Source organism: Mesorhizobium sp. M0145, from assembly GCF_040322355.1.
In the GTDB taxonomy this organism is placed as follows: domain Bacteria; phylum Pseudomonadota; class Alphaproteobacteria; order Rhizobiales; family Rhizobiaceae; genus Mesorhizobium.
Map to the genome: position 1 here is coordinate 90,280 of NZ_JAMYTK010000009.1, position 26,604 is coordinate 116,883.

Here is a 26,604-nt window from a genome sequence, read left to right on the forward strand (position 1 = left end):
AACCCAGTCAAACTCATGGTTTCGACCATTGATTGGCCGCCCGCAAAACGACTGCCCCGGCCCCCTTACTTTGGGTGACCCCGAGAGTCTGTTGAAATAAAAAATCTCCACGTTACTGTTTGGCCACCAGCTGCCGGAAAGGGAACCGGCTGCGCGCTCGAAAGGAACCAACCAATCGGTTTCGGAGCGTCAACACTTAGAGACGTGGCCGAAGGGCGACGTCATTAGGGAGAACTCCATGCTGAAACATGTGCTGAAGGCGACGGTACTCGCCACGACCATGGTCTTGGCCGCCGGTACGTTCTACACGCCGGCTTTCGCCGAGACCGTCTACAACCGCGGAGCCGCCGCCGAAGCGGAGACGCTCGATCCGCACAAGACCTCGACGGTCTACGAAGCCGATATCATACGCGACCTGTTCCAGGGCCTCGTCATGCATGACCAGAAGACGAATCTCATTCCGGGCGCCGCCGAAAGCTGGACGGTGTCCGACGACGGCAAGGTCTACACATTCAAGCTGCGCAAGGACGGCCTCTGGTCGGATGGCAGCCCGGTGACGGCTGACGACTTCGTCTATTCTTTCCGTCGGCTGGAAGATCCGGCCACCGCTGCCGAATACGCTTCCATGCTCTATCCCGTCAAGAATGCGGAGGAGGTCAATACCAAGAAGGGCAAGCCGGAGGATATGGGCGTCAAGGCGATCGATGCTAACACCCTGGAAGTGACGCTGAAGGCGCCGACGCCGTATTTCCTGGAGATGCTGACCCACCAGGCGACCTATCCGGTCAACAAGGCGTCTATCGAAAAGCTTGGCGCCGACTGGATCAAGGCAGGCAAGCTGGTCTCCAACGGGGCCTTTACAGCGGCGGAGTGGATTCCCAACGACCATCTGAAGCTGGTCAAGAATCCGAAATTCTGGGATGCCGCGAGCGTCAAGTTCGACGTGGTCAACTACATCCCGACCGAGGATCGCTCGTCAGCGATGAAGCGCTTCGAGGCCGGCGAACTCGACAGTTACGGTGACCTGCCGACGGAACAGCTCGGCGACCTCAAGGCCAAATTCGGCGACCAGGTCCGTGTCGGGCCATATCTCGGCATCTACTATTATGCGATCAAGACCGATAAGGCGCCGTGGGATAATGTCGAGCTGCGCAACGCCATCTCGATGGCGATCGATCGCGACTTCCTGGCGGAGAAAGTCTGGCAGAATTCGATGCTGCCCGGCTATTCCATGGTGCCTCCCGGCATCGAGGGCTATACGCCGGCAATGGCCAAATACGCCGACATGCCGCAGATCGACCGCGAGGACGCTGCCAAGAAGATCCTCGAGAAACTCGGCTATACACCCGAGCATCCGCTGAAAATGCAGATCCGCTACAACACTTCGGAGAACCACAAGAACACAGCGGTCGCCATTCAGGAACAGCTGAAGCCGCTTGGCGTCGAGATCACACTCCTCAATACCGACACCAAGACCCACTACTCCTTCCTCGAGCAGAAGGGTGACTATGACGTGGCGCGCGCCGCCTGGATTGCCGACTACAAGGATCCCGAAACCTTCCTCGGCATCTCCCGCAAAGCCAGCGGCAACAACTATTCGGTCTACAACAGCCCAAAATACGAGGCGGCGATGGACAAGGCGGCGGCCGCCGGCGGCAACCCTGCAGAACGCATGAAGGAACTCGCCGAGGCCGAGCGCATCCTCATCGATGACGTCGGCGAGATCCCGCTTCTCTACTACAGCTACCACGATATCGTTTCCTCGAAGCTGCATGGCTTCGACGACAATGTGATGGACATCCACCCGTCCCGCTTCATCAGCAAGGACTGATCCCTGGCCCGGCCACCGCGCATCGAATGCGCGGTGGCTTGCCGTCGCATCGGACCTCCGTGAATCGGATCGATTTTCGGAAAGCCCGATGCGAAGATTTGAAGGCTAGAGCGCAATCGTCCAGCCGGACGCGCGTTGTTCTGGATCAAGCGGGGCACCGATGCTGCGTTACGTATTCCGGCGGCTTCTGACCGCCATTCCGACGCTGTTCGTCATCGTGACCATGGCGTTCTTTCTGATACGCGTCGCGCCGGGCGGCCCGTTCAACCAGGAGCGGGGCCTGAGCCCCGAGATCAGGGCCAATCTCGAAGCCCAGTTCGGCCTCAACGATCCGCTCTGGTTGCAGTACCTCCACTATCTAGGCAATCTTCTGCGCGGCAATTTCGGCCCCAGCTACAACATGCCGGATTTCACCGTCGGCGAGCTGTTCAGGGAAGGCCTGCCGATCTCGATCCAACTCGGCGCTTCGGCGCTCATTCTGGCGCTGCTCCTCGGCAGCGTGCTCGGCACTGTTGCCGCGCTCAACCAGAACAAGCTTGCCGACTATTCGGTGATCGCGCTGGCGACCGCCGGCAGCACCATTCCAACCTTCGTCATCGCCCCGGTGATCCAGCTTGCATTCGGATTGACCTGGAGGCTGCTGCCGATCGGCGGCTGGGGCGATGGAGCCCTCATCAATAAGGTCGGCCCGGTGCTGACGCTCGCTCTTCCGCAGATCGCCATCGTCGCCCGATTGATGCGCGGCTCAATGATCGAATCGCTGCACTCGCATCACATCCGCACCGCGCGCGCTCTCGGCCTGTCCGACTGGTCGGTCATCGTCAAGCATGCACTGCGCGGCGCCATCCTGCCGATCGTCTCCTTCACCGGTCCGGCAGCCGCAGCCCTTCTCACCGGCTCGGTCATCGTCGAGACCATCTTCTCTATCCCGGGCATCGGCCGCCATTTTGTCGTTGCTGCACTCAACCGCGACTACACACTGGTGATGGGGACGGTGGTGGTCATCGCGCTCTTCACCATTGTCTTCAACCTGATCGTCGACGTCCTCTATGGGGTCGTTGATCCGAGGGTGCGCTATGACTGATATCGCAGTTGCCGCACCGGTCGTCGGCCGGTCCCTGTGGGGTGACGCCTGGGCGCGCCTCAAGGCCAATCGCGCGGCCATGTTCAGCCTGTATTATCTTGCCTTCATCGCCGTCATCAGCGTGTTTGGGCCCTATCTCGTGCCGCACAAATACACCACCATCTATGCCGACTATGTCCGTACGCCGCCGAGCTTCTCCGCCTATCCGAAGGCCGACATGATCGAAGGCGCTCTCGATGAGGCGATCAGGCGAATGCGCGTCGACATCAAGGAGTGGCGGCAGGAGGACAGCCGTGTGTTCGTTACCGTCAAATCGTCCAAGCCGATCGATGACCGCAACATTCGCTACCTTGATCGTTCCGATACCTTTGATGACACAAAGATCGAGAGCAAATCGCCGGACGGTCTCGAAATGGTGATGAGTGCCTCGATCAAGCAGCAATATTTCCTGTTCGGCACCGACAATACCGGCCGCGATCTCCTGTCCCGAACGCTGATGGCCGGGCGCATATCGCTGGCCATCGGTCTGCTTGCCGGCATTGTGGCCGTGGTCATCGGCGTGCTCTACGGCGCCACCGCTGGCCTTGCCGGCGGCAGGGTCGATGAGGTGATGATGCGTGTCGTCGACGTGCTTTATTCTTTGCCGTTCATCTTCTTCGTCATCATGCTGGTGGTGTTCTTCGGCAGGAACTTCGTGCTGATGTTCCTGGCGGTCGGCGCGGTGCTGTGGCTCGACATGGCGCGCATCGTGCGCGGACAAGCGCTGTCGATCCGCCGGCAGGAATATGTCCAGGCGGCGGAGGCGATGGGCGTCGGCCAGCGCGGCATTCTGCTGCGCCATGTGATCCCCAATTTGCTCGGGCCAGTGGTGATCTACATGACGCTGCTCGTTCCGCAGGTCATCATCCTGGAGAGTTTTTTGTCGTTCCTCGGGCTCGGCGTCCAGGAGCCGATGACCAGCTGGGGCGTGCTGATCTCGGTTGGCGCCCAGAACATCGGCTCGGCCAACTGGCTGCTTCTGTTCCCGGCCTTCTTTCTCGTCTCCACGCTGTTCGCGCTGAATTTCGTCGGCGATGGGCTGCGCGACGCGCTCGACCCGAAGGATCGTTGAGATGGCCGCTTCCGAAACCATCCTCAGCGTCAAGGACCTTCGGGTGCGCTTCCGCACCCTCGACGGTGTGGTGGAGGCGGTGAAGGGCATCAATATCCACGTCAAATCAGGCGAGACCGTCGCCGTCGTCGGCGAATCCGGTTCCGGCAAGAGCCAGACGATGATGGCGGCGATGAGCCTGCTCGCCTCGAACGGCGAAGCCACCGGCACCGTCGATTATCGCGGCCGCAATCTTTTGACCTTGAGCAAGCCCGAGCTCAACAAGATCCGCGGCCGCAAGATCAGCATGATCTTCCAGGAGCCGATGACGTCGCTAGACCCGCTCTATTCGATCGGCAACCAGCTGATCGAGCCGATCCGCAAGCATCGCGGACTTGGCGCCGCCACGGCGCGCGAGGAGGCGCTCAAGCTGCTGCGGCTGGTCCATATTCCCGATCCGGAGCGGCGGATGAAATCCTATCCGCACGAGTTGTCGGGCGGTCAGCGCCAGCGCGTCATGATCGCCATGGCGTTGGCCAACGACCCCGACATACTGATCGCCGACGAGCCGACGACCGCGCTCGACGTCACCATCCAGGCGCAGATCCTCATGCTGCTCGCCGAATTGCAGCGCAAGCTCGGCATGGCGATCGTCTTCATCACTCACGATCTCGGCATCGTCCGGCGCTTTGCCGATCGGGTCTATGTGATGCGCTATGGCGAGGTGGTCGAGGAGGGCGAGGCGGAAGCGATCTTCGCCAACCCGCAGCACGGCTACACCAAGATGCTGCTTGCCGCCGAACCGACCGGCACCAAGGCGCCGCCGCCTCCGAATGCCCCTGTCCTGCTTGAAGGCAGGAACGTCGAGGTGACCTTCAAGATCGGCGGCGGATTTCTTGGCGGCGAGCCGCTGCTGCTGCGCGCCGTCGATCGCATTTCGATACGGCTGAAGCGCAACCAGACGATCGGCATCGTCGGCGAATCCGGCTCGGGAAAATCGACGCTCGGCCGCGCCTTGCTGCGGCTCCTGCCCAGCGACGGTATCATCCGGCTTGGTGACCGCGACATTTCCCACGCCGACCGCCAGGCGATGCGGCCGCTGCGGCGCGAATTGCAGCTGGTTTTCCAGGATCCGTTCGGCTCGCTGTCGCCACGCATGACCGTCGGCCAGATCATCACCGAGGGGCTCCTGGTCCATGAGCCCAATCTGTCGGGCAGGCAGCGCGATCTCCGCGCGGTCGATGCCTTGCTCGAAGTCGGGCTCGACCCGAACACGCGCAACCGCTATCCGCATGAATTCTCCGGCGGTCAGCGGCAGCGCATCGCCATTGCGCGCGCCATGATACTCAAGCCTAAAGTGGTGGTGCTGGACGAGCCGACCTCGGCGCTGGACCGCTCCGTGCAGAAGCAGATCGTCGAATTGCTGCGCAAGCTGCAGGCCGATCACGAACTGTCCTATCTGTTCATCAGCCACGATCTCGCCGTCGTGCGCGCCATGGCCGACTACATCATCGTCATGAAGCAGGGCAAGATCGTCGAGGAGGGACCGGCCGAGGCGATCTTCAGCAATCCGCAGGCAACCTATACGCAGACACTGATGGCCGCGGCCATCGACGTGACGCGATTTCGCCTGAGCGCATAGCGCGATTGGTCAGAACTGCGGCGGATGGTGGTTGTTTCGGGAACAAAAACAGCTAAGCCGCTGTTTTTTCTGGTCGGAGTGGCAGGATTTGAACCTGCGACCCCATCGTCCCGAACGATGTGCGCTACCAGGCTGCGCTACACTCCGTGACCAGACCGCGGGCTTATAGCCGCCGCGTTTGGTTACTGCAAGCGCCAATGGCAGCGCTTCTGTCGCATTTCTTTCGCTTTCGCCGCCACGTCATACAGGTTTCAGTTTCCTGTCGCACAAACACGGCTTAAAGGGCTTCTGGGTAACCGTCCACTTGCCTCGAAGCACCTGATTCAGCCGCCTGGAGTTTGCAGCCTTGTCGATGAAGATCGTTAGCGATGTCAGACCAAACACTTTTGAGTTTGAAAACTCGGCGCTGATCAAGCCGTCCGGGTTTCGCGAATATGATGCGCGCTGGTGGTTCGGCCATCCCGGCTCGAACGAAACGCCGGAACTCAATCTGATCGGCGTCCAGGCGCTCGGCATGGGGCTCGGCACGCTGATCCGTCGCCTGGGTGCCGGACCCGACATCGTCACCGGTCACGATTTCCGCTCCTATTCGCTTGCCATAAAGCTGGCCCTGGTTTCCGGGCTGATGGCGGCCGGCGCACGGGTCAAGGATGTCGGGCTTGCGCTGTCGCCGATGGCTTATTTCGCCCAGTTCGCGCTCGACACGCCCTCCGTCGCCATGGTCACTGCCTCGCACAACGAGAATGGCTGGACCGGCGTCAAGATGGGCGCGGCGCGCCCGCTGACTTTTGGTCCGGAGGAGATGAGCGCGTTGAAGGCAATCGTGCTCTCAGGCGATTTCGATCTTGTCGGTGGCGGCTCCTATGACTTCGTTGCGGACTTCCGCAAAACCTACCTTGACGATCTGACAGCAGGAAAGGGTATCTCCAGGAAGCTCAAGGTGGTGGCCGCCTGCGGCAACGGCACCGCCGGGGCTTTCGCTCCCGAGGCACTGGAAAGGATCGGCTGCGAGGTGATCCCGCTCGACGTCGAGCTCGATCATACGTTTCCCAATTACAATCCCAACCCCGAAGACATGCAGATGCTGCACGCCATTCGCGACAAGGTGCTGGAAACGGACGCCGATGTCGGGCTAGGCTTCGACGGCGACGGCGATCGCTGCGGCGTGGTGGACAATGAAGGCAACGAGATTTTCGCCGACAAGGTCGGCGTCATGCTGGCGCGCGACATTTCGCACCTCTATCCCGGCTCGACTTTCGTCGTCGACGTCAAGTCGACCGGATTGTTCATGACTGACAAGGTGTTGCGGGAAAATGGCGCAGTCACCGACTATTGGAAAACCGGTCACTCCTATATCAAGCGGCGCGTCGCCGAACTCGGCGCCGCCGCCGGTTTCGAAAAATCGGGCCATTTCTTCTTCAATCCGCCGATCGGCCGCGGCTATGACGATGGCCTGATCACGGCCATCGCCATATGCCAGATGCTGGATCGCAGCCCGCAAAGCAGCATGGCCGACCTCTATCGCGATCTGCCGCTGACCTTCGGCACGCCGACCATGTCGCCACACTGCGCCGACGAGCTCAAATACGGCGTCGTCGAGCGCGTCGTAGGCGATTTTCGCAAGATGAAGAACGACGGCGCGGTCTTCGCCGGCCAGAAGATCGCCGAACTGATCACCGTCAACGGCGTCAGGGTCGTGGCGGAGGATGGTACCTGGGGGTTGGTGCGCGCATCATCGAACAAGCCGGAGCTTGTGGTGGTGGTGGAGAGCCCGGTATCGTCCGAGCGGCGCCGGCAGATGTTCGAAGCCGTCGATGCGGTGCTGCGCCGCAGCCCCGAAGTCGGCGCCTACAATCAGACCTTTTGAGCACGAGGCTTGTTTTCATGACCGAACGGATCGTCAGTTTTGTGATGAGCGGCGGCGTCGGCTCGCGGCTGTGGCCATTGTCGCGCGAGGACAATCCCAAGCAGTTCCATGATTTCTCCGGCGACGGCTCAATGCTGGCCAAGACGCTGCGCCGGCTGACGGCGCGGCTGGAAGGCGAAACGCCGGTTTTCCTGATTGCCTCGGAAAGGCATGCCGACCGCGTTCATGCCGACATTGCCGGTCACGAGCTTTCCGGCGGCGGCCCGCTGTTCGAGCCGACCGGACGCAACACCGCCGCGGCCGTCGCCTTGGCAAGCCTGCGCACGCTGTCGGAATTCGGCGACAGCCTGGTGCTGGTGGTGCCGTCCGATCATGAGATCGCGACGCCACAGCAATTCTGGCGGAGCATCGAGGCCGGCACGGCGGCCGCGCGCGAAGGCAGGCTGGTGGTGTTCGGCATCAAGCCCGCCCAACCCGAGACCGGTTACGGCTACATCGAGGTGGCCGGCGAGCGCGATGGCATCTGCGATGTCTCGCGTTTCGTCGAAAAACCCGATCTCGCCACGGCGCAGAGCTATCTCGAGGCCGGCAATTTCTACTGGAACACCGGCATCTTCCTGTTTCGCGCCAGTGCCATGCGCGACGCGTTCATGGCCTTCCAGCCCGACATCTGGAGCGCCACAGAGGCTGCCTACCAGGCTGCGACATCGGATCTTTCCGGCCTCTACATGCCTCTGGAGCTCTATGCCGCCATCCCATCGACATCGATCGACTATGCGATCATGGAGCGCGCCAGCGGCATCGCCATGGTGCCGGCCAGCTTTCGCTGGAACGATCTCGGCTCCTGGCAATCGCTGCTCGATGTCGGCCCCTCCGACAGGCAGGGCAATGTCATCGTCGGCGATGTCGTCGCCATCGATTGCGAGAACTCCTATATCCGCAGCGACGGCCGCCTGCTGTCGGCCATAGGGCTGAAGGACGTCGCCATCGTGTCGACCGCCGACGCCACTTTCGTTGCTCCGGTCAGCCACAGCCAGAACGTCAAGAAGATCGTCGAGCAGCTCGAAAAAAGCGGCCGCCTTGAGACCAGGTTCACGCCCGCCGACGACCGCGTCATCGAAAGCGGCGCCTGGCAGCGCCGCGTGCACCATTGGCTGTTCGAGGAGACGGTGCCGTTGTGGTCGACGGTCGGCGTCGATGAGCGCCATGGCGGTTTCCACGAGGCGCTCGGCTTCGATGCCGCCCCGCTGATGAAACCCAAGCGCATGCGCACGCAGGCCAGGCAGATCTACGCCTTCGCCGTCGCCAAGGCGCGCGGCTGGAACGGCCCGGCCGATCGGCTGATCAGCCACGGCCTCGAATTCATGGCCAGGCACGGACGTACCGACAATGGCGGCTGGGTACGCACGCTCAACGTCGACGGCACCGTCGCCGACGCTGCCGAGGATGCCTATGACCATTCCTGCGTGCTCCTGGCGCTGGCGCATGCCCATATGTGCGGCAATCCCGATGCGTTGCGGCTTGGCCAGGAGACCTTTGCGTTCATCGACGCGCATCTCGAGGACGAACGCCTGACCGGCTTCCGCGAGACCTCGAGCGGCGAGGGCGAGCGCCGCTCCAACCCGCACATGCATCTGCTCGAGGCATTCCTGGCCTGGCATCAGGCGACCGGCGAGCGCGCCTATCTTCGCCGCGCCGCGCGCATCGTCGATCTGTTTCGCAGCCATTTCTTCGACCCGGAAAGCTGGACGCTGGGTGAGTATTTCGACCATGAATGGCGGCCGGCCCCTGGCGAGAAGGGCACGTGGACGGAACCCGGCCATCATTTCGAATGGGCCTCGCTGCTGGTCGACTTCGCCGGGCGCAGCGGCCAGAGCGGCTTGACCGGCCTTGCCCGGAAACTTTATGCGTCGGCGATTGCCAATGGCCTGAACCGCGCCACGGGCCTCGCCTACGGCGCGGTCTCGCGGCAAGGACTGCCGCTCGACCGCGTCTCGCGCAGCTGGCCACAGGCCGAAGCGATCAAGGCGGCGATCGCGCTGGACGGTTCGGGCGGTCCGGACCTGAAGCCGGAGATCGAGGCGCGCGTCGGCCGGCTATTCCGCTGGCACATCAATCCGGCACCGCTCGGCCTGTGGATCGACCGCATCGACGAGCGTGGCCGCTCCCTGGCGAGCGAGGTGCCGGCCAGCATCTTCTACCATCTGGTCTGCGCGTTGACCCAGTATCTCGACGGCACGGCCCGCAAGGATCAGTACGGGCTGGCGACATCTCCGGTCTCGACATAGACCGACTTCAGCTGCGAATAGAGTGCCAGCGCCGCGAGCGAATTCTCGCGGCCGATGCCGGACTGCTTGAAGCCGCCGAAGGGGATTTCGACCGGCGTCAGATTGTAGGCGTTGATCCAGCAGGTACCGGCCTGCAATTCGGCGATGACGCGGTGGGCGCGCGCCAGGTCGCGCGTGAACACGCCAGCGGCGAGGCCGAATTCGGTATCGTTGGCGCGCTCGATCACCTCGTCCTCGCTGTCGAATTTCAGCACGCTCATGACCGGCCCGAAAATCTCCTCGCGGGCGATGCGCATCGTGTCGACGACACCGGTGAACACCGTCGGCTCGACGAAGAAGCCGCCCTGAAAACCCTGCAGCGAAGGCACGTTGCCGCCGCAGGCGAGCACCGCGCCATCCTGCTTGCCGGCCTCGATGTAAGAGACCACCTTGTCGTGCTGCGCCTTCGAGACCAGCGGCCCCATCTGCGTGTCCGGATCGAGCGGATCGCCGATGCGGATTTTCTTCGTCCGTTCGGTCAGCCTCTCGACGAAACGGTCATGGATGCCGCTCTGCACGAAGACCCGCGTGCCGTTGGAGCAGATCTGGCCGGTCGAATAGAAATTGCCGAGCATCGCGCCGCCGACGGCGTTTTCGAGGTTGGCGTCTTCGAAGACGATCAGCGGCGACTTGCCGCCGAGCTCCATCGTCGCGTGCTTCATCTTCGAGCCGGCGAGCGACAGCACTTTGCGGCCGGTTGGCACCGAGCCGGTCACCGAGACCTTGGCGACGACATCGTGGCCGACAAGGCCGGCTCCGACATCGCCAAAACCCTGCACGACGTTGAACAGCCCGTCGGGCAGCCCGGCCTCGGTGTAGATTTCGGCGAGCGCCAGCGCTGAAAGCGGCGTGTTCTCCGACGGCTTGAACACCATCGCATTGCCCATGGCGAGCGCCGGAGCGGATTTCCAGCCGGCGATCTGGATCGGGTAGTTCCAGGCGCCGATGCCGACGCACACGCCGAGCGCCTCGCGCCTGGTATAGGCAAAGGGTCCGCCGAGATCGACGGCCTCGCCATTAAAGGCGGTGACGGCACCGCCGAAATATTCGAGGCAGTCGGCCGCCGACGGGGCGTCCGCAACCAGCGTCTCCTGGATCGGCTTACCGGTATCCAGCGTCTCGATGCGCGCCAGATCGGCATTGCGCGCGCGCAAAATGTCGGCGGCACGGCGCAGGATGCGGCCGCGCTCGACCGGCTTCAGCCGCGCCCAGGCCGGCTGTGCCGCACGCGCGGCCTCGATCGCGAGTTCCAGCACGTTCGGCGTCGCCGAGCGCAGCATGGCGATGGTCTCGCCGGTTGCCGGATAGATAACCGGCAGCGCTGCGCCGCGCTCGTCGTCGATATAGCGGCCGTTGACATAATGCGATGCCGTTGGCTGGGCGCGCATGACTGTTCTCCAAATCGTCTTGTCGCGGCATGCGGAATATGCGTCCGCCGGATCATGGCCTATCTGTCCGACACCTGCCAGCGCGGATTGATCCATGGTTCCTGGTTGGACGGTGGCAGCGGCGTACGCCCGAGAATGTGGTCGGCGGCTTTCTCGCCGGTCATGATCGACGGCGCGTTGAGATTGCCGTTGGTGACGCGTGGAAAGATCGAGGAATCGGCGACCCGAAGCCCTTCTACGCCAATGACGCGGCATTCCGGATCGACGACGCTCATCGCATTATCGGCACGGCCCAACTTGCAGGTGCCGCAAGGGTGGTAGGCGCTTTCGGCGTGGTCGCGAATGAAGGCGTCGAGCTCTTCATCCGATTGTACATGCGAGCCCGGCGACAGTTCCTTGCCTCGGTACGGATCGAAGGCCGCTTGCCCGAAGATCTCGCGGGTCAGCCGGATGCAGTGGCGGAACTCCGTCCAGTCGTCCGGATGCGACATGTAGTTGAAGCGGATCACCGGCTTCGATTTGGGATCGGGCGAGCGCAGCGTGACCGAACCGCGCGACTTCGACCGCATCGGCCCGACATGCGCCTGGAAACCATGCGCCTTGGCCGCCGCCTTGCCGTCATAGCGGACCGCGGCCGGGATGAAGTGATACTGGATATCCGGATAGTCGACGCCGGCGCGCGAGCGTACGAAGGCGGCCGCCTCGAAATGATTGGTGGCGCCGAGGCCGGACTTGAAGAACAGCCATTGTGCCCCGATCAGCGCCTTCGAGAACGGGTTCAGCACCGAGTTCAGCGTGATCTGCTTCGTCGATTCCTGCTGGATGTAGAGTTCCATATGGTCCTGCAGATTGCGACCGACGCCGGGCCGGTCGACAATCACCGGAATGCCGTTCTCCCTAAGGTGCTGGCCGGGGCCGATGCCGGACAGCATCAGGATCTTGGGTGAGTTGATCGAGGACGCGGCAACGATCACCTCGCGCCGCGCTCTGATCACCTGAATTCGTTTGCGCACTTCGATCTCGACGCCGGTGGCGCGTTGATTCTCGATGATTACCCGCCGGGCGAAACCCTTGACCAGGCTGACATTTTTCCGCCTCAGCGCCGGCCTCAGATAGGCGCTCGCTGCGGACCAGCGACGGCCGCCGCGGATGGTCTGCTCCATCGGCCCAAAGCCTTCCTGCTTCGCGCCGTTATAGTCGTCGGTCAGCTCGAAACCGGCCTGACGGCCTGCCTTGACGAAGGCGCCGTAGAGTGGGTTCGTCCTCGAGCCGCGCTGCACAGTCAGCGGGCCGCCGTGGCCGCGCCAGCCATTCTCGCCGCCATTGCTGTCCTCCATGCGCTTGAAGTACGGGAGCACATCGGCAAAGCCCCAGCCGGTCGCGCCCTGTTCGGCCCAATGGTCGAAGTCGCGGGCATGGCCGCGCACATAGACCATGCCGTTGATCGACGACGAGCCGCCGATGACCTTGCCGCGCGGCGTCGCCAGCACGCGGCCGCCGAGGTGCGGCTCCGGCTCGCTGGCAAAGCCCCAGTCATAGAGGCTCATATTGAGCGGGATCGACAGTGCCGACGGCATCTGGATCAGCGGGCCGATATCGCTGCCGCCATATTCGATGACGATCACCGAATGCTTGCCGTCCTCCGACAGCCGGTAGGCCATGGCCGAACCGGCCGAGCCGGAGCCGATGATGACGAAATCCGCTTCAAGCATGGTTCATGCGCGCCCGTGGTTCATATGCGCAATGAAATCGGCCAGCGAGACGTTGCCGCCGGTTGCCATTACGAGAACGGTCTTGCCGGTGACGTCGACCTTGCCGCCGAGCAACGCCGCCAGCGAAGCAGCGCCGGATGGCTCGAGCACCAGCTTCAGCCGCTCGAAGGCGAGGCGCATGGCGCGCCGCACCGAAGCATCGTCGACGGTGACGCCGCGAACGCCGGCGGCCTTCACCGCTGCGAACGGCGCGTCGCCGGGCCGCCGCGACATCAGCCCGTCGCAAATCGATTTCGGCCCGATCGGCATGGTTTCGATGGCGCCATGCGCCAGCGACGAGCCCATGCCGTCAAAACCTTCCGGCTCGACACCGATGATCTTCGTGGCTGGCGACAGGTAGTGAAAGGCCAGTGAAACACCGCCGATCAGGCCGCCGCCGCCGACCGAGCAGAACAAGAGATCGGCCTCCGCTTGCCTGGCGGCGATCTGGTCGAGTGCCTCCAGCCCGGCACCGGCTTGGCCGGCGACGATCTCCGGATCGTCGAACGGGTGTAGCAGCGCCAGGCCTTCGCTCGCAGCGATCTCGCGCGCCTTGGCGGCGGCGACTTCCTCACGCGCGCGCTCGCCATGGTCAGTCAGCACCACGCGCGCGCCGTAACCCAATGTGGCGTCGCGCTTGGCGGCCGGCGCGTCGATCGGCATGACGATGGTGACGGGAATGCCAAGCGCTTGGCCAGCCGCCGCTAGCCCCTGCGCAAAATTGCCGGAGGAGTAGGCGACGACGCCCTTTTTGGCTTCGTCAGGCGAGAGCTTCTTCAGCCGCCAGTAGGCGCCGCGCACCTTGAACGATCCTGCCCATTGCAGCGATTCGGCCTTGACGAAGACGCGGGCGGCGCCGGTCTCGCGCGCGAGTGCCGCCGATTCCAGCAGCGGCGTGACCTGCGTCGCCTTGGAGGTGACGGCATAGGCCTGCCTGAGATGGTCGAGCGAGGGGACGAGACTATCTGCCATCATTCGCCTCGCGGAAAGCGCTTCTGCTCTTCGAGCAGGTCGAGGTTCATGTGGTTGCGCATGTAGCGCTCCGATGCCTTCTGCAGCGGCTGGAATTCCCAGGGATAATGGGTGCCGTTGCGCAGCGCCGGGTAGACCACCCAGCGGCGTGCCTGGCTGGCACGCACCGCCGCGTCGAAGGCCGCCATGTCCCAGCGCGCCCGCACCTTGTCGGTGAAAGCGGCCACCAATGCCGCATTGGCCGGATCGGCGGCGAGATTGGTCAGTTCCTGCGAATCCGATTCAAGATCAAACAGTTGCGGCGGATCGATCTCGCAATGGATGAATTTGTAGCGGCCCTCGCGCATCGCCACCATCGGCGCATTGGAGCCTTCGGCGGCATATTCCATCAGCACCAGCGCGGAGCGTTTCTTTCCGTTCAGCAACGGCAGCAGCGACTGGCCGTCGGTCCACGGCGCAATCGCGCTGATGTCGATGCCGGCGAGGTCGCAAAGCGTCGGCGTCACGTCGAGATTGGAGACCGGCGTGCCGATCAGGCCGGCGGCGATGCCCTTGCCGGCGATCATCAGCGGCACCCGCGCCGAACCTTCGAAAAAGCACATCTTGAACCACAGGCCGCGCTCGCCCAGCATGTCGCCATGGTCCGAGCAGAACAGGATGATCGTGTCGTCGAGCATGTGTGTGTGCTCGAGCACCGACATCAATTCGCCGAGCTTGTCGTCGAGATAGGAGATGTTGGCGAAATAGCCGCGCCGTGCGCGGCGTATCTGCTCAGCGGTGATGTCGAACCTGTCATAGTCGCTGGCGCGGTAGAGCCGCTGCGAATGCGGGTCCTGCCTGTCGTAGGGAATGAAGCCGACCTCAGGCTCGAGCGCCGGGCAATCCTCGTAGAGGTCCCAGTATTGCCGCCGTGCGACGTAAGGATCGTGCGGATGGGTGAAGGAAACCGTCAAGCACCAGGGCCGATGTGCGGCATCGTCGGAGACGCGGGCAAAATCATAAAGCTTCTGCACCGCATGGAAGGCGACCTCGTCGTCATATTCCAGCTGGTTGGTGATCTCGGCAGTACCGGCGCCGCTGACGGAGCCGAGATTGTGATACCACCAGTCGATGCGCTCGCCGGGTTTGCGATAGTCGGGTGTCCAGCCGAAATCGGCCGGATAGATGTCGGTGGTCAGCCGCTCCTCGAAACCGTGCAACTGGTCCGGCCCGACGAAATGCATCTTGCCGGAGAGGCAGGTGTGATAACCTGCGGCGCGCAGATGATGGGCAAAGGTCGGGATCGAAGACGCGAATTCGGCGGCGTTGTCATAGACTCCGGTGCGTGACGGCAACTGGCCGCTCATGAATGCGGCGCGGCCCGGCGCGCAGAGCGGCGAGGCCGTGTAATTGTTGCAAAAACGCGCCGAACGCGCGGCGAGCGCCTTCAGATGCGGCGCGTGCAGGAAGTCCGCCGGCCCATCCGGAAACAGCGTTCCGTTGAGCTGATCGACCATGACGATCAGGATGTTGGGTCGCTTGGATGTCACTGCTTCTGCCGTCCGCTGAGCTTCGTTTCGAGATAGTCCTCGACCAGTGCAATCGCGGTCGCGGCATCAGGAACACCGTCCTTCAGCGCGCGCCTGATATAGAGCCCGTCGATCAGCGCCGCGGTCGCTTCGGCGACCCGGTCGGCCTCGCTTCTCGGCAGGATGCCGGCCAGCCCGCTGAGCAGATTGGAATGCAGCCGGCGCGCATAGACCTTGAGCAGCCGGCGGAGTGCTGCCGATTTCTGCGCCTCGACATAGAAGGCGAGCCAGGCGGCGATCGTTTCGGGCTGGAACTGGATGTCGGAGAAATTGACCGCGACCACCGCCGAGACGCGCTGGCGCGCCGTGCCGGCCGCGCGAAGTGCACGGCGCGTATCGGCGGTGAGCTCGCTCAGGATGTGCCGCATCGTCGCCAACAGCAATTCGTCCTTGACGCCGAAATAATGGTGGGCAAGCGCCGAGGACACGCCGGCGCGCCCGGCGATTTCCGACATCGTCACATCAAGCGAACCGCGCTCGCCGATCGCCGAGATCGTTGCGTCGATGAGCGCCCTGCGGCGCAACGGCTCCATTCCGAGTTTCGGCATTCCTGCTCCGGCCTGTTGGGACAAGATTATTTTTTATTGACGCATCAATCAACAAAAATCCGGCCTGATTTGCTGGCAAAAGCCAGGCACTATGACCAGATGATCAAGATCAAGCGATTGTGCGGTTCTGGCCCCTTCACGAGGCCGGCGAAACGGTTCATGCTTGAACAATGCTGATGCGCGCGCAGTATCGCGTAGCCCGGGTCCACAGGATGGAGATCGCCATGACAGCATGCATCGTCGGTTGGGCGCATTCGCGCTTCGGCAAGCTCGAAGGCGAGACGCTGGAGGGCCTGATCACCAAGGTGGCAGTCGAGGCGCTCGATCATGCCGGCATCGGTCCGGATGACGTCGACGAGATCGTGCTCGGCCACTTCAACGCCGGGTTTTCCGCCCAGGATTTCACCGCGAGCCTGGTCCTCCAGGCCGATGACCGGCTGCGCTTCAAGCCGGCGACCCGCGTCGAGAACGCCTGCGCCACCGGCTCGGCGGCGGTCAGGCAAGGCATCCGCGCCATCGACGCCAATGCCGCCCGTATCGTGTTGGTGGTCGGCGCCGAGCAGATGACGACGACGCCCGGTCCCGAGATCGGCAAGAACCTGCTCAAGGCCTCGTATCTGCCGGAGGACGGTGACACGCCGGCAGGCTTCGCCGGCGTCTTCGGCAAGATCGCCCAAGCCTATTTCCAGCGCTACGGCGACCAGTCGGATGCGCTGGCGATGATCGCCGCCAAGAACCACAAGAACGGCGTCGACAATCCCTACGCGCAGATGCGCAAGGATTTCGGCTACGAGTTCTGCCGGCAGGAAAGCGAAAAAAACCCCTTCGTCGCCGGTCCGCTGAAGCGCACAGATTGCTCGCTGGTTTCGGACGGTGCCGCCGCGCTTGTCCTTGCCGACACGGCCACGGCGCTGAAGATGCGCCGCGCCGTCGCCTTCCGCGCCAATGAGCATGTTCAGGATTTCCTGCCGATGTCGAAGCGCGACATTCTCGCCTTCGAAGGCTGCGAGCAGGCCTGGAACCAGGCGCTGAAGCAGGCGGGCGTGACGCTCGGCGACCTGTCCTTCGTCGAGACGCATGACTGTTTCACCATCGCCGAACTGATCGAGTATGAGGCGATGGGCCTGGCCAAGCCGGGCGAGGGCGCCAAGCTGGCCCTGGATGGCGAGACGGCGAAAGATGGAAGGCTGCCGGTCAATCCGTCCGGTGGACTGAAGGCCAAGGGCCACCCGATCGGTGCCACCGGCGTATCGATGCATGTGCTGAGCGCCATGCAGCTTGTCGGCGAGGCGGGCGGCATCCAGGTGCCGGGAGCAAAACTCGGCGGCATCTTCAACATGGGTGGTGCCGCGGTCGCCAACTACGTTTCCATTCTCGACCGGATCAGATAAACCCGCCCGCATTTGCGGGAGGTGACATGACAAATCCGGTTCTGGTCGAAGTCTTGCGCGGCGCGATCGTCGAGAGCGCCCATCGCGGTGCTGTTGCCGTCTTCGACGCCGACGGCAAGCCCGTCTGGGAGATCGGCGACACGGCACAGCCGGTGTTCCCGCGCTCGGCGGTCAAGGCGATCCAGGCGCTGCCGCTGGTCGAGAGCGGCGCTGCCGATGCCTACGGCTTCGGTGACCGGGAGCTGGCGCTGGCCTGCGCCTCGCATTCCGGCGAGCCGCCACATGTCGAGCTCGCGCGCGCCATGCTGGCGAAGGCCGGCCTGGACGAGACGGCACTCGAATGCGGCGCGCATTGGCCGTCGAGCCATGGAGCGACGCTGGCACTTGCCCGCGCCGGCCGTGCGCCGAACACCTTGCACAACAATTGTTCCGGCAAGCACTCAGGCTTCCTATGCACCTGCGTTCACAGCGGCATCGCCCATCGTGGTTACGTCAAGGCTGGCCATGCTTCGCAGGAGATGGTGCGCGAAGCGATGCAGGCGGTGACCGGTGCTGCCCATGACGCCGATCACCGCGGCACCGACGGCTGCTCGATTCCGACCTATGCCGTGCCGTTGCGCAGCTTTGCCCTTGGCTTTGCCCGCATGGCGACAGGTGCCGGCTTCGAGCCGGTGCGCGCCCGGGCGGCGAAGCGGCTGCTTTCTGCCTGCATGGCCGAGCCGTTTTTCGTCGCCGGCACGGGCAGGTCCGATGTCGCGATGATGGAGGCCGCGCCGGGCCGGATTTTCGTCAAGGGAGGCGCCGAAGGTGTTTTTTGCGCCGCCGTTCCGGAGCTCTGCCTTGGCATCGCGCTGAAATGCGACGATGGCGCCGGCCGCGCCGCTGAAGTGATGGTCGCGGCCGTGCTGGCAAAGCTGCTGCACGCCGACCACGCGCTCGCTGCGAAACTGACCGAACAAGCAAATCCGCCTATCGAGAGCCGGATCGGCGCCAAAGTCGGCGCGCTCCGACCGACGGCCACCCTCAACTGACGTGGTTGCGCTCGACGGTCAAATGCGCATAGCCGGCATTGCCTGATGCGGCGAGGTCGCCGGTCACTCGCTCGGCCCAGCGTTGGCCGACGATCGCGCCGTTCTGGACTCCGTCGATGACATTGTCGGAGATGATTGCCGTTCCGGCACCTTCAACCACGCTGACGACGATGCCGGTTCCGGCCTTGCGGACGATGTTTCCCGTGGCGACCACATTGCGCATGAACGGTCCCCAGCCGATCTGCATGCCGTAGAGCGGCGCATTCTCGACGACGTTGCCGGAAACGGTGGTGTCGGCCTCGACGCTGATGCCGACGCCGAAGCCGGGCGCGTCCGCAGGGTAGGGGCCGCTGGTCGCCAGATTGCGGACGATGTTGCCGGAGCACACGCCCATGCGGCCGCCTTCGTTGAAATTGACGATCGAAATACCGTTCGCAGCACCATCGACGATGTTGTTGCCGATGACGGCGCCTTCGAACGAGAATTCGGAATACACGGCCGTCTCCCCCGAACGCGAGCAGGTGTTGCCGGTGATCTGCAAATTGCGGGAACTGTTGGCGCGGATCGCCGAGAACGCGCAATCCGAAACAATATTGCCGGAGATGATGACGTTACCGACGCGGAAGGCGTTGATACCGTTGCCGTTCTGGCCGGTTCCGCCGCCGCGCGCCTGGATGCGTTCGATCCGGTTGCCGCTGATGATGGTGCCGTCTTCCGCTGCCTGCCAGCGGTGCACGAGGATGCCGCCATTGGCGCAGTCGGAGACGCTATTGCCTGATATTTCCAGGCCATCGGCCTCGACCGAATAGATGCCGGCATCGGCCGCACCGGATATCTCCGAGCGCTGGATGCGGCCCGAGGCGTGTTCGAGCGCCAGACCGTTCTTGCCGCTGCCGGTCATCTGGCAGTTGTCGACGACCAGATGGGCGATGCGGCGCAGATCGAGCAGGCCTTGCGTGTAGTCGCCCATCCAGCGGTTGCTGCCATCGAACACCAGCCCGCTGAGTTCGATATGCTCGGCCCGTTCGGCCATGATGAGATGGCCATTGCCGCCATAGACGATCCGCGATGCGCCCGGCACGCCGGACAGGCGCACCCGGCCGGGCAGCGACAGGTTGGAAACGATATAGATCCCCGGCGGCAGGAACACCGGCATGTCGCGGTCGTGCGCGTCGCGCAGCAGCTTGGTGAAAGCCTTGCTCTGATCGTCTAGCGCGCCGGGCCGGACGCCGCGCTCGGTCGCGTTGATCGCGCAACGCATCGCGGCTTTCTCAATGCCGGGAAGGTTCTTCGCCGCTGCCTTGCCGAGCGAAAGCCCCATGACGGCAAAGCCGGCGGTCTGCGCAAGCAGCGTTCGTCTGTTCAACATCGGCACAGATCCCTTGCGTCCAACGCTCACGCCGCAGGATTCGTGCCAGACTAGCCCGGTCGAACTCGTGGTGAAAATCTGACGCTTGGCCCCTATTCGATCCTCGTTGGCTCAGCGATCACCGCATTTACCCCGTTGAAGGCAAGTTGCAGGAATATCTGGTCGATCTCCGCGGGAGACAGCTTCGTATCCCTCTCAAGCCACCAGTGCATCACTTCAAAGAACGCGCCAACGATGAAGCGTGTGGCGATCTCAAGTCTGACTCCGCCTTCATCACCTCGGATATTCGCCAACTCATGGCGAACCTGCCTGCTTATCCAGCCGCGGATCTCTTCTGGCATTTCGCGCTTTTTCCCGCCCATCAGCGCACGGTGCATCTCCCGCGTGGCAAGAGCATGCTCGAACACCGGACCGCTGAAGGAAAAGCCCTTGGCATTTCTCTGCGAATGGCGTTCGGCACCACGTGCCTGCAAGCCCTTCATATGCTCGTCGATCGTTGCTTTCCTCAAGTAGTCCTTGTCGGGATAGTGCGTGTAGAAAGTCGAGCGGCCGACATCGGCTTCCCTGCAGATATCCTCGACCGTGATCGCCGTATACCCCTTCTCGGCGGTCAGTCTGAAAAGCGCCTGCTGCAGTCGGCTGCGGGTCCTGGCGACCCGACGATCGATCGATCCGGCTGGCATCGGCAACGTCCTTTTCCGGTCATAGGACACCAAATCGTCCAGTATTGGGCGCGTCGGTGCTATGTGGCCAGTAAAACCGATACTGGACACACTGTCCAGTATCATATGCTCTTGCGGAAGGCCCGGCGCGATGCACGGCTGGCCGGAGATAAAGCAATGCACCAACGTATTTTCGGAATAATAGTCGGAGGGCATGCGCTAGTCGCGCTCGTCAAAGTGGCCGTGGTGCTCGCGGCATTTTTCTCGTTGGGACAGGCAAATGCGGTCTTTTCCTTGGGAGTTCCCGTCCTCCTGCTTCATGCTGGTGCACTCGTCGTAGTCGCGAGCTTATTGATATGGCAAAGCGCTCACGGGCGGCTGTCCGCCAAGGACCGCAGACCGGCCGCCGGCGAGGAGAAGGCGCCGCATGTCGGCATCACGCTTCATTCCGCCGCCCTGTACGATATGCTGGCGTGGCTTCTGACCTTCGGTCGCGAACGTGCTTTTCGCGAAAGGATATTAAGCTTTGCGGAGCTGAATCCGGGAGAAGTGGTCCTGGATGTCGGGTGCGGCACCGGCACCACCGCGCTCCTCGTCAGACAGAAGGTGGGGCCGGAGGGGCGTGTGGACGGCGTCGACGCCTCCGCCGAAATGGTTGCGCGCGCAACGGCAAAGGCCCGGCGGGCAGGGTTACAAGTCGGGTTCTCGACCGCCACCGCTCAGGAACTGCCTTTCAAGGACGGGGAATTTGATGTCGTCCTCAGCACGCTGATGTTCCACCATCTTCCAAAGAAGGGCCGCGAGGAATTCGGCAGAGAAGCCTTCCGCGTCCTGAGGCCGGGCGGTCGTGTGCTTATCGTCGATTTTGCGAAACCGCCGCGCCGGAAGAGCACCTTTCGGCTCCACCGGCATGGTTACGTCGATTTGGACAAAGTTGCAGCGGATCTCGGTCGGCACGGCTTCAATATCGTTGAGCAAGGCGACGTCGGAACCAAGGGGCTCCGCTACCTAGTTGCGCAACCGGACCCCAAGCGGCTGTTAAACGTCGGGTATTGAACCCAGATTTCCGTCACCATCCTCTTCTTCAGCAATGGCTTGTGGAGTCGTCGCGCCGGGCCTAAGTTCGTCGGATGAGCAGGGCCTTCACCCGCGAGGAAGACAGCGAAAACGCCATTGCCGGCATCGGCGAGCGGCCGATCAGCCATCACCGCAATCTGGTCACGGAACGCGGCATGGCGCTGATCGATGCCGAGGTGGCCGCTCTGCGTGACGAACTGGGCAGAGCCGAGAAGAGGGCCGACCGCGAGCGCATCGCGCTGGTCTCGCGCGATCTCCGCTATTGGACGGCACGGCGGGAAAGCGCCGAGCTTTCGGTGCCGGAACCGGGCAGCGACCTGGTTCGTTTCGGCATGGGTGTCACCCTGGAAAGCGACGACGGCAAGAAGGTGCACTGGAAGATCGTCGGCGAGGACGAAGCCAATCCGGGCAAAGGGACAATTTCCCATATGTCGCCGATGGCGATGGCGCTGTTCGGCAAGAAGATCGGCGAAATTGCCGTGGTCAACGGCAAGGAATGGGAGATCGTCAAGCTCTCCGACAGTTAGTCTTCGAGCTTGACGACATGATCGCGGAAGAACGCCGCGGCACCAGCTTCGTCGATTTCGCCGGCGGCGACGCCCATGACGAATTCGTAAAGCATGCCGTTATTGGCCGTCAGGGCATAACCATTCACAATCAGAAATGCGCCGGCAGCGACAATGGCCGTGCGTTTGTTGCCGTCGACAAAGGCATGATTTCTGGCAATGCGGAAGACATAGGCGGCTGCGAGTTCCTCAACCGACGGGTCTCCGTAGTTGGCCTTGTTTTCGGCGCGAGCGAGCGCCGATTCGAGGGCATTTTCATCCCTCAAGCCTTGTGCTCCGCCGTGTCGGCGCAACTGCTCCGCGTGCATGGCTTCGACTGCACGCCGCGTCAGAAACTCCCAGCTCATTCGGCGAGCTTCTGAAGCGCGACCTTGTATTTGTCCATCACCTCGCGGGCAGCTTTCATTTGCCGCTCGAAGCTGTCGTCCACCGGCTTCAGCGCAAGACCGTCACCTGTTTCAACGATTTGAAGCTGGTCGCCGGCCTTCAGGTTCAGACGATCGAGAAGCTCCCTCGGCAGGATCACGCCTTCGGAATTGCCGATCTTGCGAATGGTCGTCTTCATGGTGAGGCATCCTGTTGCAACGCTGATTATAACTCAGTGTGTTTCTTGTTACAACAGACATTATAACAAAGCGTCAGCCGACCTGCAGCAGCCGGTCCATCAGCCGCTCCGCCGCTTCCGGGATAACCGTGCCGGGCGGGAAGATTTCAGTGGCGCCTGCCTGCCGGACTGCGTCGTAATCCTGCGGCGGGATGACGCCGCCGGCGACGATCAGCATGTCGTCGCGGCCCAACTTCTTCAGTGCAAGCCTGAGTTCGGGAATGAGCGTCAAATGGCCTGCTGCCAGCGACGAGGCGCCGACGATGTGCACGTCATGCTCGACGGCCAGCCTGGCGATCTCGTCCGGAGTCTGGAACATCGGCCCGACGGTGACGTCGAAGCCGAGGTCGGCAAAGGCGGTGGCGATCACTTTCTGGCCGCGATCATGGCCGTCTTGCCCCATCTTGGCGACCAGAATGCGCGGCTTGCCGCCGGACTTCTCCTCGAACGCGACGATCTTGTCCTGCAGCCGGTCGACCACCGGATTGTCGCCGAGCGCGTTGCGATAGACGCCGGAGATCGTCTGCACCGAGGCGACATGGCGGCCGAAAACCTTTTCCAGCGCCAGCGAAATCTCGCCGACCGTGGCGTTGGCGCGTGCGGCCCGGATGGCGAATTCCAGCAGGTTTCCGTTACGCCCGGCAGCACGGGTAAGCGCATCGAGCGCGCTCTCGACGGCGGCGACGTCACGCGTGCCTTTCAGCCGCTGCAGCTTCGACAATTGCCGCGCCCTGACTTCGGCATTGTCGATCTTCAGCACGTCGACGTCGATGTCCGTGCCGGGACGGTGAGCATTGACACCGACCACGATCTGTTCGCCTGAATCGATGCGCGCCTGGGTGCGCGCGGCAGCCTCTTCGATGCGCAGCTTCGGTAGGCCCTTTTCGATCGCCGCGGCCATGCCGCCGAGGCTCTCGACCTCCTCGATATGCGCAAGCGCACGCGCCGCCAGATCATGCGTCAGCCGTTCGAGATAGGCAGAGCCGCCCCACGGGTCGATAATCCGCGTCGTGCCGGATTCCTTCTGCAGGATGAGCTGCGTGTTGCGGGCGATGCGGGCTGAGTGGTCGGTTGGCAGCGCCATTGCCTCGTCGAAGGAATTGGTGTGCAGCGACTGCGTGTGGCCTTGAGTGGCGGCCATCGCCTCGATCATGGTGCGGATGATGTTGTTGTAGGGATCCTGCGCCGTCAGCGACCAGCCCGAAGTCTGGCAATGGGTGCGCAGCGACAGCGAGCGCTCGTCTTTTGGCGAAAAGTTCTTCAGCATCAGGCTGGCCCACAAAAGGCGCGCTGCTCTCAGCTTCGCGACTTCCATGAAGAAATTCATGCCGATCGCCCAGAAGAAGGAAAGGCGCGGCGCGAAACGGTCGATGTCGAGACCGGCCGCGACGCCGGCGCGCGCATATTCGATACCGTCGGCAATCGTGTAGGCGAGCTCGAGATCCGCCGTCGCTCCCGCCTCCTGCATGTGGTAGCCGGAGATCGAGATCGAATTGAACTTCGGCATGTGCTTCGACGTGTAGGAAAAAATGTCCGACACGATCCGCATCGAAGGTTTTGGCGGATAGATGTAGGTGTTGCGCACCATGAACTCTTTCAGGATGTCGTTCTGAATGGTCCCAGTGAGATCCTTCTGCGCGACGCCCTGTTCCTCCGCCGCCACGATATAGAGCGCCATGATCGGCAGCACCGCGCCGTTCATCGTCATCGATACCGTCATCTCGTTAAGCGGGATGCCGTCGAACAACTGGCGCATGTCGAGAATGGAATCGATGGCGACGCCGGCCATGCCGACATCGCCGGCGACGCGCGGATGGTCGCTGTCGTAGCCGCGATGCGTGGCGAGATCGAAGGCGACCGACAGGCCCTTCTGGCCGGCGGCAAGGTTGCGACGGTAGAAGGCGTTGGACTCTTCGGCCGTCGAGAAGCCGGCATATTGCCGGATCGTCCAGGGTTGCTGGACATACATCGTCGGATAGGGGCCGCGCACGAAAGGCGGCAGGCCCGGATAGGTATCGAGGTGCGGCAAGCCCTTGAGATCGCCCTGGTTGTAGAGATGCTTGACGGCAATGCCTTCCGGCGTCATCCGCTGGCCTTTGACCTCGACCGGCACCCGCCGTGGCGGCGACCAGCCGATCTGGCTGAAATCCGGGATCATGGTACGGCTCCGATCGACTGATCGATGCGGATCGGAAATAGCGGCTCGCACACCGCAACGCCTTCGGTGAAGGCAGGCCGCCGCTCCGCCGCCAGCGTCTCGACCGGACGCTCAGTCTTCGACGGGTGCAGCGTCGTGCCGACGATCGCCCGTTCGCCCGCCTGGTAGGCAGTGTTGCGGCGGGCGGAAGCTGCCTGGACGCGTTTCTGGATATGGCCTTGCTCGAGGCTGGACAGCACGCCGCCTTCCGCCTCGATCTGCTGGAACTCTTGCCAGGCCGCCGCGCAGAGCTCCGAAGTCAGCGCCTCGACGGCGCCCGAACCGCAAACCGGATCGGCGACGTGGTCGATGTGGCTTTCATTGGCCATGATCAGTTGCGCGTTGCGGGCAACGCGGCGAGCAAAACCCGCGGGTAGGCCGTGCGCGATCGTGTGCGGCAGGATGGCGATCGAATCCGCGCCGCCGGCGGCAGCCGCGAAAGCGGCGATGGTGGTGCGCAGGATGTTGGTTTCCGGGTCGGCCGCCGTCATCATCCGGAAGGAGGTTTCGGCATGGATGCTGGCGGTGGAGGGCGGTATCGAGCAGGCCTCCTGGACACGCGCCCACAGCCTGCGCAACGCCCTGACCTTGGCCGTCGAAACGAACTGGTCCTGGTCGACGCTGAGCGCAAAACCGATATGCGGCGCCGCGTAGACGAGCGGCTGGCGCGCCTTCTCGAACAGCCTCAAATAGGAGACGGCCGAGGCGAGCATGGTGCCAAGCTCCTGCGCCTCGGTGGCGCCGGCATTGTGGAATACCCGCCCGTCGGCCTCCAGCAGCACGCCGGGCACACCCATCGAAAAGAAATGCGCCAGCGACTGCGGCATCGAAGCCTGCAAAGCCTCGATCGACATGCGCAGCCTGCCGGTCCCGGCAAATATCGCCGCCGGATCGATGCCGAAGGAGAGGTTGAGCTTTGCCGGGTCGGAGCGGCGCTTGGTCAAAAACGCCACCAGCCAGTCGGCCACGGCACGGCTCCAGGGATGGGCGTCGATGCGGATCTGGATGCGGTTGAGCGGCACGCCGTCGAGCACGCCCTCCAGCGCCTCCGCCGTCCTCGGCAAGCCATAGCCGAAGGCGTTCGGCGCACCCTCGAAGACAAGCGACAGTCCGGTGGCACCCTGCGCGACGTCTTCCAGCGCCTGCGCACTGGCGCGGCCTATGTCCGGATCGTCGATGCGCTGGCTGACGATCCACGGTGATCCCGGGTTGGCGCGCACGACAGGCTCGGCGGTTACCGAACGCTCGTAGAGCGGCTCGATGCGGATGGCGTCGTCCGTATGCGAGACGAGCTTTTCCTCGAAGGACCCGCCGGCCAGCGCCTTCTCTGCCAGCGCCAGCCATCGTTGCCGGTCGACGTTCGGAAGTTCGGCATCCTGGGTCAAGGCACCGGCGCCCATCGGTTCTCCTCGTTCTAGCGGCCGCAGCGGCCGACTATGTCAGTCTACGGTCCCCGGTCCCATATCACAATGCAGCACACATGCCGTGCAACACGCCTTTCGTGACGGCGACCGTCAACCGATTGCCAAACATGGGCAGGTTCCGCAAGCTCCAAAAGCCATTTTCGACGGTGCCCATTGTCGCTGCGCAATGGCCTCACTATACCTGCGGCGGGGCTCCCTTTTCTTCAAGGGATCAG

The 26,604-nt window shown here is 63.2% G+C and carries 21 protein-coding genes and 1 tRNA gene; 10 read left to right on the plus strand and 12 right to left on the minus strand.

Going from position 1 to position 26,604, the window contains the following annotated elements; translation table 11 throughout:
- The first annotated feature begins 238 nt into the window (after positions 1-238).
- The 4 genes from NKJ28_RS15630 to NKJ28_RS15645 all read left to right on the plus strand — a co-directional run bounded on the left by NKJ28_RS15630 (position 239) and on the right by NKJ28_RS15645 (position 5,647).
- A complete protein-coding gene (locus NKJ28_RS15630) occupies positions 239-1,831 on the plus strand; it encodes a peptide ABC transporter substrate-binding protein (protein ID WP_352636392.1) in 1,593 nt (530 codons plus the stop codon).
- A gap of 160 nt (positions 1,832-1,991) precedes the next feature.
- Complete coding sequence (locus NKJ28_RS15635; RefSeq protein ID WP_352636393.1) at positions 1,992-2,915, plus strand: ABC transporter permease subunit; 924 nt, start codon at positions 1,992-1,994, stop codon at positions 2,913-2,915.
- On the plus strand, positions 2,908-4,026 hold the full coding sequence (locus NKJ28_RS15640) for an ABC transporter permease (protein ID WP_352636394.1): 1,119 nt from the start codon (positions 2,908-2,910) through the stop codon (positions 4,024-4,026). Before NKJ28_RS15635 ends, NKJ28_RS15640 begins: the two co-directional genes overlap by 8 nt.
- Position 4,027: 1 nt before the next feature.
- Positions 4,028-5,647, plus strand: a complete 1,620-nt coding sequence (locus NKJ28_RS15645; protein ID WP_352636395.1) for an ABC transporter ATP-binding protein — start codon at positions 4,028-4,030, stop codon at positions 5,645-5,647.
- Positions 5,648-5,717: 70 nt separating this feature from the next.
- On the opposite strand, the gene NKJ28_RS15650 is transcribed toward NKJ28_RS15645, so the two are convergent.
- Positions 5,718-5,794: transfer RNA gene (locus NKJ28_RS15650), tRNA-Pro, on the minus strand.
- 205 nt (positions 5,795-5,999) lie between these two features.
- On the opposite strand from NKJ28_RS15650, the gene NKJ28_RS15655 reads away from it, so the two are divergent.
- Positions 6,000-7,514, plus strand: coding sequence for a phosphomannomutase/phosphoglucomutase (locus tag NKJ28_RS15655; RefSeq protein ID WP_502902194.1), 1,515 nt, complete (start codon positions 6,000-6,002; stop codon positions 7,512-7,514).
- A 17-nt stretch (positions 7,515-7,531) separates the two neighbouring features.
- A complete protein-coding gene (locus NKJ28_RS15660; RefSeq protein WP_352636397.1) occupies positions 7,532-9,802 on the plus strand; it encodes an AGE family epimerase/isomerase in 2,271 nt (756 codons plus the stop codon).
- On the opposite strand, the gene betB is transcribed toward NKJ28_RS15660, so the two are convergent.
- Genes betB through betI form a run of 5 tightly spaced genes read right to left on the minus strand, consistent with a single transcriptional unit; the run spans position 9,766 to position 16,068 of the window.
- Positions 9,766-11,229: a betaine-aldehyde dehydrogenase gene (betB, locus tag NKJ28_RS15665; protein ID WP_352569894.1), complete on the minus strand. Its 1,464-nt coding sequence runs from the start codon at positions 11,227-11,229 to the stop codon at positions 9,766-9,768. The genes NKJ28_RS15660 and betB overlap by 37 nt on opposite strands.
- A 59-nt stretch (positions 11,230-11,288) precedes the next feature.
- Positions 11,289-12,941 carry a choline dehydrogenase gene (gene betA / locus NKJ28_RS15670; protein WP_352636398.1) on the minus strand — a complete coding sequence of 551 codons (1,653 nt, stop codon included), beginning with the start codon at positions 12,939-12,941 and terminating at the stop codon, positions 11,289-11,291.
- Positions 12,942-12,944: 3 nt separating this feature from the next.
- The gene (locus NKJ28_RS15675) at positions 12,945-13,952 is read right to left on the minus strand and encodes a threonine/serine dehydratase family protein (protein ID WP_502897384.1); all 1,008 of its coding nucleotides are present in this window, start codon (positions 13,950-13,952) and stop codon (positions 12,945-12,947) included.
- On the minus strand, positions 13,952-15,481 hold the full coding sequence (gene betC, locus NKJ28_RS15680) for a choline-sulfatase (RefSeq protein WP_352618566.1): 1,530 nt from the start codon (positions 15,479-15,481) through the stop codon (positions 13,952-13,954). Before betC ends, NKJ28_RS15675 begins: the two co-directional genes overlap by 1 nt.
- On the minus strand, positions 15,478-16,068 hold the full coding sequence (gene betI / locus NKJ28_RS15685; protein ID WP_352454288.1) for a transcriptional regulator BetI: 591 nt from the start codon (positions 16,066-16,068) through the stop codon (positions 15,478-15,480). Before betI ends, betC begins: the two co-directional genes overlap by 4 nt.
- A 224-nt stretch (positions 16,069-16,292) precedes the next feature.
- Between betI and NKJ28_RS15690 the strand changes: the two genes are divergently transcribed.
- Positions 16,293-17,459, plus strand: a complete 1,167-nt coding sequence (locus tag NKJ28_RS15690; protein WP_352454289.1) for an acetyl-CoA acetyltransferase — start codon at positions 16,293-16,295, stop codon at positions 17,457-17,459.
- Positions 17,460-17,485: 26 nt separating this feature from the next.
- The gene (locus tag NKJ28_RS15695; protein WP_352576889.1) at positions 17,486-18,490 is read left to right on the plus strand and encodes an asparaginase; all 1,005 of its coding nucleotides are present in this window, start codon (positions 17,486-17,488) and stop codon (positions 18,488-18,490) included.
- On the opposite strand, the gene NKJ28_RS15700 is transcribed toward NKJ28_RS15695, so the two are convergent.
- Positions 18,483-19,859, minus strand: coding sequence for a TIGR03808 family TAT-translocated repetitive protein (locus NKJ28_RS15700; protein ID WP_352636399.1), 1,377 nt, complete (start codon positions 19,857-19,859; stop codon positions 18,483-18,485). The two genes, NKJ28_RS15695 and NKJ28_RS15700, sit on opposite strands and share 8 nt — an antisense overlap.
- A 92-nt stretch (positions 19,860-19,951) precedes the next feature.
- Positions 19,952-20,542: a TetR/AcrR family transcriptional regulator gene (locus NKJ28_RS15705; protein ID WP_352636400.1), complete on the minus strand. Its 591-nt coding sequence runs from the start codon at positions 20,540-20,542 to the stop codon at positions 19,952-19,954.
- Between the two features lie 156 nt (positions 20,543-20,698).
- Between NKJ28_RS15705 and NKJ28_RS15710 the strand changes: the two genes are divergently transcribed.
- Complete coding sequence (locus NKJ28_RS15710) at positions 20,699-21,577, plus strand: class I SAM-dependent methyltransferase (RefSeq protein WP_352636401.1); 879 nt, start codon at positions 20,699-20,701, stop codon at positions 21,575-21,577.
- 74 nt (positions 21,578-21,651) lie between these two features.
- Positions 21,652-22,125, plus strand: a complete 474-nt coding sequence (locus NKJ28_RS15715; RefSeq protein WP_352449075.1) for a GreA/GreB family elongation factor — start codon at positions 21,652-21,654, stop codon at positions 22,123-22,125.
- Here NKJ28_RS15715 and NKJ28_RS15720 read toward each other — a convergent pair.
- The 4 genes from NKJ28_RS15720 to NKJ28_RS15735 all read right to left on the minus strand — a co-directional run bounded on the left by NKJ28_RS15720 (position 22,122) and on the right by NKJ28_RS15735 (position 26,365).
- On the minus strand, positions 22,122-22,511 hold the full coding sequence (locus NKJ28_RS15720; protein ID WP_352576897.1) for a type II toxin-antitoxin system death-on-curing family toxin: 390 nt from the start codon (positions 22,509-22,511) through the stop codon (positions 22,122-22,124). The two genes, NKJ28_RS15715 and NKJ28_RS15720, sit on opposite strands and share 4 nt — an antisense overlap.
- A complete protein-coding gene (locus NKJ28_RS15725) occupies positions 22,508-22,729 on the minus strand; it encodes an AbrB/MazE/SpoVT family DNA-binding domain-containing protein (protein WP_352636402.1) in 222 nt (73 codons plus the stop codon). Before NKJ28_RS15725 ends, NKJ28_RS15720 begins: the two co-directional genes overlap by 4 nt.
- 73 nt (positions 22,730-22,802) lie before the next feature.
- Positions 22,803-24,926, minus strand: a complete 2,124-nt coding sequence (gene scpA, locus NKJ28_RS15730) for a methylmalonyl-CoA mutase (RefSeq protein WP_352636403.1) — start codon at positions 24,924-24,926, stop codon at positions 22,803-22,805.
- On the minus strand, positions 24,923-26,365 hold the full coding sequence (locus tag NKJ28_RS15735) for a methylmalonyl-CoA mutase subunit beta (protein WP_352569883.1): 1,443 nt from the start codon (positions 26,363-26,365) through the stop codon (positions 24,923-24,925). Before NKJ28_RS15735 ends, scpA begins: the two co-directional genes overlap by 4 nt.
- Positions 26,366-26,604: the final 239 nt, after the last annotated feature.

Coding starts and splice junctions, on each gene's coding strand:
- NKJ28_RS15630 (WP_352636392.1), top strand. CDS start 239: ATGCTGAAACATGTGCTGAAGGCGACGGTACTCGCCACGACCATGGTC.
- NKJ28_RS15635 (WP_352636393.1), top strand. CDS start 1,992: ATGCTGCGTTACGTATTCCGGCGGCTTCTGACCGCCATTCCGACGCTG.
- NKJ28_RS15640 (WP_352636394.1), top strand. CDS start 2,908: ATGACTGATATCGCAGTTGCCGCACCGGTCGTCGGCCGGTCCCTGTGG.
- NKJ28_RS15645 (WP_352636395.1), top strand. CDS start 4,028: ATGGCCGCTTCCGAAACCATCCTCAGCGTCAAGGACCTTCGGGTGCGC.
- NKJ28_RS15655 (WP_502902194.1), top strand. CDS start 6,000: ATGAAGATCGTTAGCGATGTCAGACCAAACACTTTTGAGTTTGAAAAC.
- NKJ28_RS15660 (WP_352636397.1), top strand. CDS start 7,532: ATGACCGAACGGATCGTCAGTTTTGTGATGAGCGGCGGCGTCGGCTCG.
- betB (WP_352569894.1), bottom strand. CDS start 11,229: ATGCGCGCCCAGCCAACGGCATCGCATTATGTCAACGGCCGCTATATC.
- betA (WP_352636398.1), bottom strand. CDS start 12,941: ATGCTTGAAGCGGATTTCGTCATCATCGGCTCCGGCTCGGCCGGTTCG.
- NKJ28_RS15675 (WP_502897384.1), bottom strand. CDS start 13,952: ATGGCAGATAGTCTCGTCCCCTCGCTCGACCATCTCAGGCAGGCCTAT.
- betI (WP_352454288.1), bottom strand. CDS start 16,068: ATGCCGAAACTCGGAATGGAGCCGTTGCGCCGCAGGGCGCTCATCGAC.
- NKJ28_RS15690 (WP_352454289.1), top strand. CDS start 16,293: ATGACAGCATGCATCGTCGGTTGGGCGCATTCGCGCTTCGGCAAGCTC.
- NKJ28_RS15695 (WP_352576889.1), top strand. CDS start 17,486: ATGACAAATCCGGTTCTGGTCGAAGTCTTGCGCGGCGCGATCGTCGAG.
- NKJ28_RS15700 (WP_352636399.1), bottom strand. CDS start 19,859: ATGTTGAACAGACGAACGCTGCTTGCGCAGACCGCCGGCTTTGCCGTC.
- NKJ28_RS15705 (WP_352636400.1), bottom strand. CDS start 20,542: ATGCCAGCCGGATCGATCGATCGTCGGGTCGCCAGGACCCGCAGCCGA.
- NKJ28_RS15710 (WP_352636401.1), top strand. CDS start 20,699: ATGCACCAACGTATTTTCGGAATAATAGTCGGAGGGCATGCGCTAGTC.
- NKJ28_RS15715 (WP_352449075.1), top strand. CDS start 21,652: ATGAGCAGGGCCTTCACCCGCGAGGAAGACAGCGAAAACGCCATTGCC.
- NKJ28_RS15720 (WP_352576897.1), bottom strand. CDS start 22,511: ATGAGCTGGGAGTTTCTGACGCGGCGTGCAGTCGAAGCCATGCACGCG.
- NKJ28_RS15725 (WP_352636402.1), bottom strand. CDS start 22,729: ATGAAGACGACCATTCGCAAGATCGGCAATTCCGAAGGCGTGATCCTG.
- scpA (WP_352636403.1), bottom strand. CDS start 24,926: ATGATCCCGGATTTCAGCCAGATCGGCTGGTCGCCGCCACGGCGGGTG.
- NKJ28_RS15735 (WP_352569883.1), bottom strand. CDS start 26,365: ATGGGCGCCGGTGCCTTGACCCAGGATGCCGAACTTCCGAACGTCGAC.